Source organism: Algoriphagus yeomjeoni, from assembly GCF_049821175.1.
GTDB lineage: Bacteria > Bacteroidota > Bacteroidia > Cytophagales > Cyclobacteriaceae > Algoriphagus > Algoriphagus yeomjeoni_A.
The window spans coordinates 4,868,723-4,882,500 of the sequence record NZ_CP187512.1; the positions used below are offsets into that span (position 1 = coordinate 4,868,723).

Sequence of the window (13,778 nt, forward strand, 5' to 3'; positions counted from 1 at the left end):
TTCAAATTCTCAAATTTTAAATTCAAAAAAGTGCGAAGCTACTTTTTTGTCTACCTTTGCAGCCTCAAAAAGTAGGAAAACTGTGAAAGCGAGAACGTTAAAAAAAGACAAAGTCAATATTGTAACCATGGGTTGCTCCAAGAATCTTGTTGATTCGGAGGTGCTACTTACCCAGCTTCGAGGCAATGGCATCAACGCTACCCACGAGTCGGGCACGGATGACAATAACATCATCATTATCAATACCTGCGGGTTTATCGACAATGCAAAGCAGGAGTCTATCGACACCATTTTGCAGTACGTGGATGCCAAAGAGCAAGGTTTGGTAGACAAAGTCTATGTGACAGGATGTCTGTCGCAGCGTTACAAAGATGATCTGGAGAAGGAAATTCCTCAGGTCGATGCATTTTTTGGGACAAGAGATTTACCTGCGATTCTGAAGAAATTTAAAGCAGATTACAAGCATGAGTTGGTAGGTGAGAGATTATTGACACATTCTTCGCACTATGCCTACATGAAAATTTCTGAAGGTTGTGATAGACCTTGCTCTTTTTGTGCAATTCCTATTATGCGTGGTGGACACATTTCCCGTCCGATTGAAGAATTGGTGAAGGAAGCTGAGCACAAAGCTGCTGGTGGAACTAAGGAATTGCTTTTGATCGCTCAGGATTCTACCTATTACGGACTTGATATTTACAAGAAGCGTAACCTCGCTGAGTTGATGCTTAGGCTATCAGATGTGAATGGGATTGACTGGATTCGCTTGCATTATGCTTATCCAACGGGTTTCCCAATGGACGTAATCGAAGTGATGAAAGAGCGGGAGAATATTTGTAATTACCTGGATATTCCATTACAGCACGGATCTACAGATGTTCTGAAAGCGATGCGTCGCGGAACAACCCGTGAAAAGCAAGAAAATCTAATTCATAACATCCGTGATATTTTGCCGGATATCGCGATTCGTACCACCCTGATTGCTGGTCATCCAGGAGAAGGAGAGAAGGAATATCAAGAGATGGTGGACTTTGTGGAACGAATGAAATTTGAGCGCCTGGGTGTGTTTACTTATTCTCATGAGGAAAACACGCATGCTTATTCTATGGAAGATAATATTCCACAGGAAGTGAAGCAAGAGCGGGCGAATAACTTGATGGAGATTCAAGAGCAGATTTCCTTTGAGCTAAATCAAAAGAAAATTGGCAAGTCTTTCAAAGTGTTGATTGATAAAAAAGAAGGTGGTCACTTCGTAGGACGTACTGAGTATGATTCTGTGGAAGTTGATAACGAGGTTTTGATTGATGCTTCCAAATACTACTGCCGAGTTGGAGACTTTGTCAATGTAAAAGTGACTGAAGCTACAGAATTTGATCTGTATGGAGAGGTTGAGGAATAGAATCGTTTAGGTCCTGCTTCTGGAAAAGCAGGACAACGATACTAGATGACGTTATGCTGCTTCTCCATAAGCAGCATTTCAGTGTTTTAGATTTAAATTATAGCGTTAGAAGCATCTCTTCATTATTTTTAGATTACTGTTTTAAAAGTATTATTCAGGTTGCATTTAAGTAAATTTTCATGAGACCTTTCCAAGTTTCAGACCAACACGCCATTTATTTTTTGACATTAACAATTGTAGATTGGATTGATGTTTTTACGAGAAAAGAATACAAACTAGAAGTTGTTGATAGTCTAAATTTCTGCGTTGAAAGGAAAGGGTTAGAAATTTTTGCATGGTGCCTAATGTCTAATCATCTTCATTTACTATGCAGGTCAAAAGAAGCTTTTCGGCTAAGTGATACCCTTCATGATTTTAAGAAATTTACAGCCAGGAAAATTTTGACTAGTTTAGAAAAGGAATCAGTTGAATCCCGTGCATCTTGGATTTTGAAAGCATTTAGAGAAAAAGGATCATCTCAAAATAGAATTACTATTTATAAGTTTTGGATCGATGGATTGCATGCTGTGGCGATAGAATCAAATCAATTTTTGGAACAGAAACTTTATTATATCCACCAAAACCCTGTTGAGGCTTTGATTGTAGATGACCCAGAAGAGTATTTATTCAGCTCTGCGAGGGATTATGCTGGAAGAAAAGGTTTAGTAAAGATTGAATTATACTAGTTAAATGAGTACTGCTTCTGGAGAAGCAGCACAACGGTGGATTGCTATGCTGCTTTTATATAGCCAGTATTTAAAAACATTAAAAGATGTTGATTTTAGTTGGTTTAATCCTATTTGGATTGGGTATTTATTTATACCGAAAGGTTATTCTACCTGACAAAGTGGGCTATCACAAGTTTAATTATCTAGACAAATTCCGGAGAAATGCTTTTGACTACGCTTAGTTAATGGTGGGTGCCATTACGGTTGTGAGAGAGTTGATCATTTGGATTTGGTTTTAGGTTTCTTTAGTCCTGCTTCTGGAGAAGCAGGACAACTGTGAGAAGCAGCAAAGCAATTGATTTTTGCCCTTTCACGCCTTCTGTCTAATTTAGCATTCTAAAATCACCCGAATGCAATTGATCGAAGTCAGCACTCCTGCCCATCAAAAAGAGTTTATTGAGATGGCTGTGAGCTTATATAAAAATGAAAAGAATTGGATCCGGCCTCTTGACGCAGATATCGAGGGGCTTTTTCATACCAAAACCAACAAACTTTTTCGCAGTGGAGCCAAAGCTAAGCGCTGGCTTTTGCAAAATGACAAAGACGAAACCATTGGACGTGTCGCTGCTTTCATCAATCCAAAGATGAAGGAAAAGCAACCGACTGGAGGTTTGGGATTCTTTGAATGCATCGACGATCAAGATGCTGCATTTTTACTTTTTGATACTGCCAAGGCTTGGCTGGAAAGCGAAGGAATGGAAGCTATGGACGGTCCAATTAACTTTGGTGAGCGCGACAAATGGTGGGGATTGCTCGTGGATGGATTCACTGAGCCGAACTATAATATGCCCTGGAACTTCGGCTATTATCAGAAGTTTTTTGAGGATTACGGCTTTCAGATTTATTTCAAGCAATTCACCTACGCCAGAAATGTACAAGGTTTAGGCTTCGATGATAAAATGATTGCCCGAGCAAAGGTCGTCATGGATAATCCTGACTATGAATTCCATTACCTGAAGGGAAAGGAGCTGAAGGAAAAAGCACCTGAATACTTTATGACGGTGTATAATAAAGCTTGGGCAAGGCACATGGGGAAATCACTGGCGCTAAAGGAAGCCCAGCTGATGTTTGCCAAGATGAAACCGATTATTGACGAAAAGCTGATTTATTTTGGTTTTTATAAAGGAGAGCCAGTTTCTTTCTTTATTCAGATCCCGGAAATCAACCAGATCTTTAAGCATGTGAATGGCAAAATGGACTTAATTGGTAAGCTCAAATTCCTTTGGTACAAAACATTTTCACCGCCCAACAAAATGCTAGGTTTGGTGTTTGGAGTAGTGCCGGAGCATCAGGGGAAAGGAGTGGAAAGTGCCATGATAATCACCTACGATAAGATGAGCGGCAAACCCGATTTCCAATACAAAACAATTGAAATGAACTGGATCGGCGATTTCAATCCGAAGATGATGCGGGTATGCGAACAGCTTTTGGCAGATATTTACAAAACGCATCATACCTATCGATATTTATTTGATAGGACAAAGCCTTTTGAAAGACACCGGATTTTTGATTGACGAAGTACACCCCGATAGCTCGGGGTACGAGATTGATAGTAGTGTGTATCTTAATTTTCTATTTCTAAAATCTCGAATGAAGAATGCTGAGCATGATGCGATTTGACTGGTGTCAGTCTGAGCGAAGCCGAAGACCTACTGGTATAGACTTCGACTTCGCTCAGTCTGACAAGCCCACCTTACAACTCCTAAACCCAATATTTCAATTTTAAAATTTTACAATATATTTCATGAAAAAATACGACGTAACGGGCATAGGAAACGCCTTAGTAGATATTGAGTTCAAAGTAAAAGATCAGTTTTTTACTGACAATGGCGTGGAGAAAGGGCTCATGACTTTGGTGGATGAGGATCGTCAAAATGCTCTCATGGCGGTGATCAACACCGAAGAAGCAAAGAAGCAATGTGGAGGTTCAGCAGGAAATACAGTAATCGCTATTTCTCAGTTTGGCGGTAAATCCTACTATTCTTGTAAGGTTGCCAATGACGAACTAGGTCATTTCTACATGAATGACATGAAGGATGCGGGTGTCTCTCATAATCTGAACGAAAGCAATTTGGCTGAGGGAATTACCGGGAAATGTCTGGTAATGGTAACTGAAGACGCTGAACGTACGATGAATACTTACCTGGGAATTACGGAGACCTATTCCACAGCTGATGTAGATGAAGCAGCCATCAAAGATTCGCAGTATTTGTATATAGAGGGCTACTTGATTACTTCTGAGAATGGCAAGCAGGCGATGAAGCATGCAAAGAAAGTAGCAGAGGAGAATGGAGTGAAAGTGGCAATGACTTTTTCTGATCCGGCGATGGTAAAGTATTTCGGTGAGCCAATGACTGAGGTGATCGGAGCAAGCGTTGATTTACTTTTTGCCAATGAGGAAGAAGCGATGATTTTCACTGGCAAAGATAATTTGCTGGAAGCTCGTGAAGAATTGAAGAAAGTAGCAAAGCACTTTGTGATCACTCAAGGAAAAAATGGTGCGATGATCTTTGATGGAGATACCTTCATCGATATCGAGCCTTACGCGACCACTGCGATTGATTCAAACGGAGCTGGTGATATGTTTGCCGGTGCGTTTATGTATGGAATTACGAATGGACATAGCTATGCATCCAGCGGCAAGTTAGCATCTATGGCAAGCTCCAAGATCGTCAGTCAATTTGGGCCTAGGCTTCAATGGCATGAAGCAAAGGATCTTTTGGCTAAGCTAAATCCATAATATAAGGGGCTGAAAATTCAATTTTCAGCCCCTTATTTTTTATTAATATTTTATCCTAAATTTTTAGATTACAGTTAATTGTTATTTTTTTAGGAAAATTTAGGATGAATGGTAAACAAGAGGTTTTGATTTTGTGTCTTTTGAAGTACCATTTAAAGATTTTATTTACGAGAATATAATCCAACATACTATGATGAGAAAACTTACTGTTTTTGGGTTGGTGGCAGGAATGCTAAGCGCTCCAGCTTTTTCCCAAACTAAAATTGAGTTCAAGGAATTTGACTTGGACAACGGACTGCATGTGATCATGCATCAGGATAATACCACGCCAATCGTGGTGACATCTGTGCTGTATCATGTAGGATCAAAGAATGAGCAACCTGACAGAACTGGTTTTGCCCACTTCTTTGAGCACTTGATGTTTGAAGGTACTGAGAATATCGATCGTGGAGAATACATGAATATTATCCAGTCGCATGGAGGTACGCTAAATGCCTACACTTCTAATGACATCACGTATTATTACGAATCACTTCCTTCAAACGAATTGGAACTGGCGCTTTATATGGAAAGTGAACGTATGCTGCATTCCAAAGTAGATCAGACAGGTGTAGAAACACAAAGAGAAGTAGTAAAAGAGGAGAAGCGTCAAAGTTATGATAACAGACCATATGGTAGCATTTTGATCGAAACGTTGAAAAGAGCCTATTCTGTTCACCCGTATCGCTGGGCACCTATTGGTTCGCTGGATGATTTGAATGCAGCGTCAATCGAAGAATTTCAGCAATTCTACAAGGATTTCTATGTTCCAAACAATGCGACTTTAACCATCGCTGGAGATATAGATTATGCGCAGACAGAAGAATGGGTAAGGAAATATTTCTCCGAAATCCCAAAAGGCACCAAGGACATCTACAGACCGGATGTTCAAGAACCTAGAAAGACCACTGAAATCAGAGATATCATCTATGATAATATTCAGATTCCGGCGGTTATTCAGGCGTACAATCTTCCTCCAAAAACGGATAAGGATTCTTATGCTATGTCTATGCTTTCTACTTACCTCACGGGCGGCAATTCTTCCTTGATGACCAAAGAGCTGGTAGATAAGCAGCAGAAAGCGCTAGCACTAGCAGCTATACCACTAGATCTCGAAGACGGAGGGATTTTTATTATGTATGGCATTACCAATATGGGTGTTGAGCCACAAGACTTAGAAACAGAAATAGATAAGCTTGTGAAGCAGGTTCAGAATGAAGGGATTTCGGACAAGGATTTTGAGAAACTTCAGAATATAATGGAGAATAACATAGTAAGTGGAAATTCATCTATGGCTGGTGTGGCAGAAAATTTAGCTGAGGCACATGTGATCTATGATGATACTAATTATGTGAATAAGGTAATGGATGCCTACAGTCAAGTGACTAAAGCGGATATCCAAAGAGTAGCTAAGGAGTATTTGACTCTTGATGGAAGGGTAGTATTGTACTATTTACCAAAACCAGCAGCTGAACCAGCTCAGTAATTGATCCATCTTTAAATCGAAATGACATGTTAAAAATAACAATATCTTTTGTATTAAGCCTTTTGGTGTCTGTCGTGAGCTTTGCTCAGGTGGACAGAAGTCAATTTCCAAAAGCCGGTCCAGCGCCCGTAATTAAAATTGGCGAAGCAGAAACCTTTACCCTAGACAATGGGCTAAAAGTGTTTTTGGTAGAAAATGACAAGCTTCCACGTGTTTCTTTCACCTTAGTCCTGGAAAGAGATCCTCTTTTCGAAGGAGATAAGGCGGGGTTGACTGGTTTTGTAGGTCAAATGATGATGGCTGGTACCTCAAGCCGAACTAAAGATCAGATAGACGAGGAGATTGACTTTATCGGTGCAAACCTAGGAGTATCATCTACCTCTGTATCTGCCTCTTCCCTGAAAAAGCATCAGGGAAAAATACTTGACCTTATGGCAGACGTGCTATATAACCCGGTTTTTCCTGAGGAGGAATTGGAAAAATTAAAGAAGCAGTCACTAACTGGGTTGGCCACTAGTAAGGATGATCCCAATTCTATTTCAGGACGACTTTCCAGCGCAATGGTGTATGGCAAGGATCACCCTTATGGCGAGTCAACTACTGAGGAATCCATAGGTAATATCACACTAGAAGACGTGAAATCTTACTACGATACTTTCTTCAAACCTAACATCGCCTACCTTGCTATTGTAGGTGATATGAGTAAAGCGGAAGCAGAAGAAGTGGTTGAAAAATACTTTAGCGATTGGGAGCCGGGCGATGTGCCAAAATTCACTTATGACGATCCAGCTCCAGCTACCAGTACAATGGTAGGGTTAGTAGATCGTAGCTCTTCAGTGCAAACGGTCATTGATATCGCTCAGCCAATTGATTTGACACTTGGAGATGAGGATTATATTTCAAGTAGAGTATTGAATCAAATATTCGGTGGAGGATCTTCGTCCCGCTTATTTATGAATCTGCGAGAGGATAAAGGTTATACATACGGTGCCTATTCTTCTTTCTCTGCAGATAAACTTATTGGTGAATTCTCAGCCGGAGCTTCAGTCCGTACGGAGGTGACCGACTCTGCGGTGGTAGAATTTATCTATGAAATCAACCGGTTAGTAGACGAAGGAGTTACTCAGGAAGAACTGGATAAGGCCAAAGCCAACCTTGCTGGATCATTTGGTAGGTCACTTGAAAGTCCTAGCACGATAGCAAACTTTGCGCTGAACATCGAGCGATATGATCTTCCAGCCGATTATTATGAGACCTATTTGCAAAAAATGAATGCCTTGACTGTCGCTGATATAAACAAAACTGCGAACGATCTAATCGATCCAAGTAAACTGTATATCACAGCTGTAGGAAACGGTACCGAGATTAAGGATAAATTGTCGCAGTTTGGTGAAGTGAAGCTGTATGATAATATGGGCTTCCCTGCCAAAGAAATGGCTGCTGTAGATGCAGATATGACATCTGAAAAAGTCATCGAAAACTACATCGCCGCAATTGGTGGTAAGGCCAAGGCAAGCGCCATTAAAGCTGCAAAATTAGAGATGGTAGCAGAAGTCATGGGTACACAGCTCACTATTGAATTGATCCATGATGATGCAAATATGAGATTTGCGCAAAAGACCCTTGTAGGTGGGAATGTGATGCAAACCTCTGTGATAAAAGACGGGAAAGGTACAACAAGCGTACAGGGTCAATCAATGGCTATGACAGATGAGCAAATAGATGCCGCTAAACTTGGAACTTATTTTTTGCCAGAGTTACATTTTGGAGCAATGGGGTATACGTTAACGCTTGATGGAATTAAAGATGTGGAGGGGACTCCGGCTTACAAAGTAATCGTAGCTACTCCATTAGGGTCTACTGTGACTAATTACTACTCAGTAGAATCTGGATTGAAAATCAAAAATGAAAACCCAATTTCCGGTGATACTTTTTATAGTGATTACCAGGAGAAAAATGGCGTCTTGATTCCAATGACTCAGACCATCAAATCTGCAATGATACCTGTGCCTCTTGAGGCGAAAATCACAAATATTGAAATCAATCCGGAATTGACTGAAACGGATTTTAATTAAGCAATTATGAAGAAAAATACATTTATAGTAGCGTTAGCGCTACTTCTGGCTCCAATTGCAGTGCAAGCTAGCACTGGTGGAAAAGAACTTCCATCCAAAATCAGTAAAGATAATTCTGTCAAGGAAGTGATAGATAGTTACGTGAAAGCGATAGGTGGTGAATCCAAGATGAAGGCTGTTCACAACGTGGAAATGAATATGGAAGCCGAAATCCAGGGTATGAAATTGATCATCTCAGGTGTAACGGATCAAGAAAATGAACGCCTACTGAATGTCACTGAAGTGAATGGCAATGTGATGTCAAAGACAGTAGTGAAAGATGGAGTAGGCACAGTAACTGCAATGGGGCAGGAACAAGTCTTGACAAAAGAGCAAGTGTCTGCGGTATTGAAAAATCAGGTTTATGCTTTTCGTGAATTGTATTTAGATGAATTAGGAATCGCCGTGACTTTTGAGGGAACTGAGGAAGTAGGAGGAGAGCAAGCTTATAAACTTTCTTTTGAAGCCGGAGGTGACGCTAATACCATCGAATATTACAGCGTGGAAACTGGTCTTAAGATTCAGACAGTGTCTGAAATTGCTGGAACTATCCAGTACAAAGACTATCAGGAAGTGGATGGACTTATGATGCCTATGAAAATGGTGATCACCAATAGCATGATGCCAATGCCACTGGAAGCAAAGATTACTTCGATTAAGTTTAACCAGGACTTGGACGATTCCGTGTTTAATTAGTAGCTAAGCAAATAAAGCAAGAAGGACTGTCTGAAAAGGCAGTCCTTTTGTTTTATTAGCTAATCCAGGCAGTTCGCTTCTGGTTACTTTTTTTATCTATCAAGAAAAAGTCTTTAAATAGATTGGATGCAGAGGAAGTCAATTCGATCTCTAGCTTTCGCCCAAACCGAATGATTGATATGCTCAAAATTCCATCCTTTATTTCTTCTGATTTGATCACATCTTCAACCATTAGTTTTTGGTAAGCTTCACCGTCGGGATGGATTTTAGTGATTTTACCATCTTTTGATTTGATAATACCGAAGGTGGAGGCTAAATGGTCTTCCTTAGGCTTGCTGCCAAGCTCAATGCCTAAAGAACTCAGGTGCTTTTCCACCACAGGGAAAATATCTTCGTTTCCTGCAATAAAATCTTCATAGAACTGATTAAAGTATATAGAGTGCTCGGTTTGAGAAAGTATTACCTCCCAGACTTCTTCCAGCGTGTATCCAATTTTTGGTTTCCCGAATTTCCTCCAAAGGATCTTCATCACCTGATGGAGTGATGAATTCTCATCCAATAGCATCGCGTCCAGACAAAAAGCTATCAACGCCCCATGGGTGTAAATGCTCACTTTTTTATCAGGAATCCCCGCGACATATCCATCTATCCATAGGTCAAAGCTGGATTCCAAAATGGATTGATTTTTCCAACCGAAGTTCACAGATTCTCTATTGAGTACCTTTTCAAATGTTTCGGAATATTCCTCAAGTGAGAAGTACCCAGATCTCAATAAGAAAATATCACCCATATAGGTAGTGATCCCTTCTACTATCCATCCCGCCTGGTGATAGGCTTCTTTGGAAAAATCATAGGGCATTATTTCCTGCGGCCTGATCTGGCAAACGTTCCAAGCATGATACAGCTCGTGACAACTCACGCCCATAAGCTCATTTAAGTGGTTACGTTCAGATAAATTTTCTGCTGGCCCAAAAGTTATTACCGTTCCCCGCTGATGCTCGACACCATGGTAATGGGCATAGGGTAGGAGTTGGTAGATGAAATGGTATTCATCAACTGGAAATTCACCAAACGCCTCAATTTGTTTCTCAGCGAACGATTGGACGTTGGCTTTAAACTCTGCTAAATCAAAGTGAATCTCGCCATTAAACCATAAATGGAAGTTGACATCTCCAACTTTAAAAGATTCATGTGCTAAGCTTTGCGAAGCTAAAAAGCTACTGTCAGCCAATTGCTGAAAGTTTGAAGCAAAGAACTCACCGTTTTCTGTCAACAAAGTAGTGCAATAATTAAAGTTGTCAGGGTGGTTTATTTCCACTTGAATCCGCTCTTCAGATCGGCCTTCAACTTCAAAACAACAGTTGACAAAATTCAAATAAAGTTGCTCCTCATCCACCCAACAAGAACCGGCATCCATCTTAGCGCAGTAATATTCATAACGAACCTTGTACTCACCCACATGGTCGGGACTGAATTCCCATAGATCTTTCGTCAACTTGGAATGAGAAATTGGGTCTCCATTTGGTGAGATAACTTGGAGATTTCGAATATTTTGAACGTAATTTGTGAGCTGATAACGTCCTGCTCTCCAAGTGGGAAGCTGCAGCCGCACCTGTGAAAGATGCCTTACAGGAATGTATAGCGTGATTTGGATGAATTGAGATACTGGATTTTGGGATTTTATTAGGAATTTCATTAGGAGTAAGTTGAATGAATTCAAACAAATGTTATTTGGCTTATTTGCATTTAAGGAAATGGTACTTATCTTTGCATTCCTTTTTGGGAGGCAAACCAAGGAGACTTAATCAAGCAAGCAATTAGATAAAGATATTCGATCATGAAAAGAACATTTCAACCTTCTCGTAGAAAAAGAAAAAATAAGCACGGCTTTAAGGAAAGAATGTCTTCTGCTAACGGTAGAAGAGTACTGAAAGCTAGAAGAGCAAAAGGAAGACACAAGTTGACTGTTTCTTCTGAAAAGACATTGAAGAAGTAATTCTTAGCACTGATTTTCGTATGTTCACGTACGATTATAGTCCTTGTGATGAATTACAGACTCCCAAAAAGTGAGCGGCTTCATGCCGACAAACTTATCAAGGAACTTTTTAACGAAGGTTCCTCTTTTTTTTTATACCCATTTAAAGTCCAATTTTTTGTTAAAAAGGATCAGGGTAGTGGAACCTCTCAGGTGCTTTTCTCCGTTTCGAAGAAGAAGATCAAAAAGGCGGTCGGGCGTAACTTTGTAAAAAGGAGAATGCGAGAGGCCTACCGTCTCAATAAAGCGCTGATCCCGCCTTCTGCACCAGTTATGTCTATTGGCTTAATTTATGTAAGTTCCGATCTGATGGAATTTTCAGAAATTGAGACCAAAATTATTATGGCTTTGAAAAAATTAGCCAGTATCGTAAGCGAAAACTAACAACAGCATGCATAAATCATTAAAAAAATCCCTTCTGGTTTTCCTATTGGGAGCAATTGTACTTACAGGATTTTTTGCCTTCAACCCTAAGAACGACAAGCTATTTGCGATAGCTAAGAACATTGACATTTTCGCGACTCTTATCCGTGAGCTTGATTCTTATTATGTGGATGATATTGATCCAGATGAATTGGTGACCATAGGTATCAATGCGATGTTGGAGGAGCTTGATCCATACACAACTTATGTTCCTGAGGAAGATTCTGACGATTATCGAATGATGACGACTGGGGAATATGCCGGGATTGGAGCTTTGATAGGAAATAGGGGTGAAGGAAGCATGGTGATCATGCCTTACACTGGTTTTCCTGCGCAGACAGTTGGGTTGAAGATTGCTGATTATATTTTGAAGATAGACTCTACCGACGTGACGACCTTGGGAACATCAGATGTGTCAACCTTGCTAAAAGGTCCTGCAAATACTCCTGTTCATCTACAAGTGAAAAGAGATCAAGATACGCTTGAGTTTGATGTGATCCGTAAGAAAATTGCGATCAAGAATGTTCCATATTACGGAAAGCTGGACGAGCATACTGGCTACATCAAATTGGCAGAGTTTACTACCAATGCTTCTACCGAAGTACGAAATGCTCTAGTTGACTTGAAAAGCCAAGGAATAGATAGACTGGTGCTGGACGTGAGAGATAATCCAGGTGGATTGGTGAATGAAGCTGTTGAGATTGTCAACCTTTTTATCCCAAAAGGAAAAGAAGTTGTAAAAACTATTGGTAAGCTTGAAAACGTAAATTACACCTATAAGACGAGTAAAACTCCAGTTGATAAGGACATTCCAATGGTCGTCTTGCTGAATGAGCATAGTGCGTCAGCATCGGAAATTGTCGCGGGTACACTTCAGGATTATGACCGAGCTGTTTTGATAGGAAGAAAGTCATTTGGTAAAGGTCTGGTTCAAACTACCGTTCCGCTGACTTATAATGCCCAGATGAAAGTGACTACTGCCAAGTATTATATTCCAAGTGGACGTTGTATTCAGGCTATTGATTATTTACAAAGCAGAGAAAGTAATGAATTGATCACTGTCCCAGACTCTTTGAGAAAAGTATTCTACACTAAAAATGGCAGAAAAGTAATGGATGGAGCTGGGATAGAACCTGATCAAAGTGTAGATCAAAGAAACTACGCGCCGATTTCATATAGTTTGGTAGCGAGAAATCATGTGTTTGATTATGCAACTGAATATTTCTACGATCATTCTGAGGTTGCAGATCCAGCTACATTTTCAATTTCGGATTCTGATTATGAAGAATTTGTAAAATGGCTGGGAGACAAAGAATACGATTACACAACCTATCTGGAGAAATCTGTTGAGGATATGCGTAAAAATGCTGAGAAGGTAGATTATTACGATGAGATCAAAGCTCAGATAGATTCTCTTGAAAAAAGAGTGAATCACAGCAAGGAGCAAGATTTGGTAACTAATAAAGCGGAAATCAAAAAAATTCTTTCTCAGGAGATTGTGTCTAGATATTATTTCCAAGAAGGAATGATTCAGGCGGGTTTGCAGGATGACGGAGATGTGCTACTTGCTAAAGAGTACCTAAAAGAGCCAGAGAAGATCAAAATGGTATTAACAGCCTCGTCAAAATAAGTAGTATGGCAGTTATTCTCTCGTTGGAGACGTCTACACCGATATGTTCCATAGCACTGCATAAGGATGGGGTGTTGATGAAGGAAAAATCGTTGGATGTCCCAGGTGCTCATTCTGAAAAGCTAATGGAAATGATAGATTCCCTCCTGGGCGAATGTCAACTTGCGATGGAGAATGTGGAAGCTGTTGCAGTTTCTGAAGGCCCAGGATCTTACACAGGGTTAAGGATTGGAGTTTCTGTTGCCAAGGGATTGGCTTTTGCAGGAGACATACCTCTGATTTCAATCAGTACATTGAAAGCGTTGGCGTATGGTGCAAAGTCACAGATAAAAGGAAAAGGGTTGATAGTGGCTATGCTTGACGCTCGCAGGATGGAAGTTTATAGGGAAGTTTTCGACCAGGAATTAGAAACGGTCACTAAACTTGACTCTGAAATAATTGATGAAGAATCA

General features: G+C 40.2%; 12 protein-coding genes (1 of these 12 cut by a window edge). 11 read left to right on the forward strand and 1 reads right to left on the reverse strand.

Annotated elements, in window-relative coordinates:
• Window positions 1-82 precede the first annotated feature (82 nt).
• The 7 genes from rimO to ACPUEN_RS20165 all read left to right on the forward strand — a co-directional run bounded on the left by rimO (window position 83) and on the right by ACPUEN_RS20165 (window position 9,238).
• Entirely contained in the window at window positions 83-1,396 is a 1,314-nt protein-coding gene (gene rimO, locus ACPUEN_RS20135; protein WP_425637715.1) for a 30S ribosomal protein S12 methylthiotransferase RimO, read from the forward strand.
• A gap of 179 nt (window positions 1,397-1,575) precedes the next feature.
• Window positions 1,576-2,121, forward strand: a complete 546-nt coding sequence (locus tag ACPUEN_RS20140; protein WP_425637716.1) for an REP-associated tyrosine transposase — start codon at window positions 1,576-1,578, stop codon at window positions 2,119-2,121.
• A gap of 392 nt (window positions 2,122-2,513) precedes the next feature.
• A complete protein-coding gene (locus tag ACPUEN_RS20145; RefSeq protein WP_425637717.1) occupies window positions 2,514-3,677 on the forward strand; it encodes a hypothetical protein in 1,164 nt (387 codons plus the stop codon).
• 230 nt (window positions 3,678-3,907) lie between these two features.
• Window positions 3,908-4,903, forward strand: coding sequence for an adenosine kinase (locus ACPUEN_RS20150; RefSeq protein WP_425637718.1), 996 nt, complete (start codon window positions 3,908-3,910; stop codon window positions 4,901-4,903).
• A gap of 193 nt (window positions 4,904-5,096) precedes the next feature.
• Window positions 5,097-6,428 carry a M16 family metallopeptidase gene (locus ACPUEN_RS20155; protein ID WP_425640213.1) on the forward strand — a complete coding sequence of 444 codons (1,332 nt, stop codon included), beginning with the start codon at window positions 5,097-5,099 and terminating at the stop codon, window positions 6,426-6,428.
• A 26-nt stretch (window positions 6,429-6,454) separates the two neighbouring features.
• Entirely contained in the window at window positions 6,455-8,503 is a 2,049-nt protein-coding gene (locus tag ACPUEN_RS20160; RefSeq protein ID WP_425637719.1) for a M16 family metallopeptidase, read from the forward strand.
• 6 nt (window positions 8,504-8,509) lie between these two features.
• On the forward strand, window positions 8,510-9,238 hold the full coding sequence (locus ACPUEN_RS20165; protein WP_425637720.1) for a peptidase, M16 family protein: 729 nt from the start codon (window positions 8,510-8,512) through the stop codon (window positions 9,236-9,238).
• A 55-nt stretch (window positions 9,239-9,293) separates the two neighbouring features.
• Here ACPUEN_RS20165 and ACPUEN_RS20170 read toward each other — a convergent pair whose 3' ends face one another.
• Window positions 9,294-10,934, reverse strand: a complete 1,641-nt coding sequence (locus ACPUEN_RS20170; protein WP_425637721.1) for a M61 family peptidase — start codon at window positions 10,932-10,934, stop codon at window positions 9,294-9,296.
• 141 nt (window positions 10,935-11,075) lie between these two features.
• Between ACPUEN_RS20170 and rpmH the strand changes: the two genes are divergently transcribed.
• The 4 genes in view from rpmH to tsaB are tightly spaced (at most 48 nt apart) and all read left to right on the forward strand, a layout consistent with a single transcriptional unit that may run on beyond the window.
• The gene (gene rpmH / locus ACPUEN_RS20175) at window positions 11,076-11,234 is read left to right on the forward strand and encodes a 50S ribosomal protein L34 (RefSeq protein WP_091698287.1); all 159 of its coding nucleotides are present in this window, start codon (window positions 11,076-11,078) and stop codon (window positions 11,232-11,234) included.
• A 48-nt stretch (window positions 11,235-11,282) separates the two neighbouring features.
• Entirely contained in the window at window positions 11,283-11,657 is a 375-nt protein-coding gene (gene rnpA, locus ACPUEN_RS20180; RefSeq protein WP_425637722.1) for a ribonuclease P protein component, read from the forward strand.
• A gap of 7 nt (window positions 11,658-11,664) precedes the next feature.
• A complete protein-coding gene (locus tag ACPUEN_RS20185) occupies window positions 11,665-13,326 on the forward strand; it encodes a S41 family peptidase (protein ID WP_425637723.1) in 1,662 nt (553 codons plus the stop codon).
• Between the two features lie 5 nt (window positions 13,327-13,331).
• Window positions 13,332-13,778, forward strand: the 5' portion of a protein-coding gene (tsaB, locus tag ACPUEN_RS20190; RefSeq protein ID WP_425637724.1) for a tRNA (adenosine(37)-N6)-threonylcarbamoyltransferase complex dimerization subunit type 1 TsaB. It continues 243 nt past the right edge of the window; only the first 447 of its 690 coding nucleotides appear in the window; it begins with the start codon at window positions 13,332-13,334; its stop codon lies beyond the right edge, outside the window.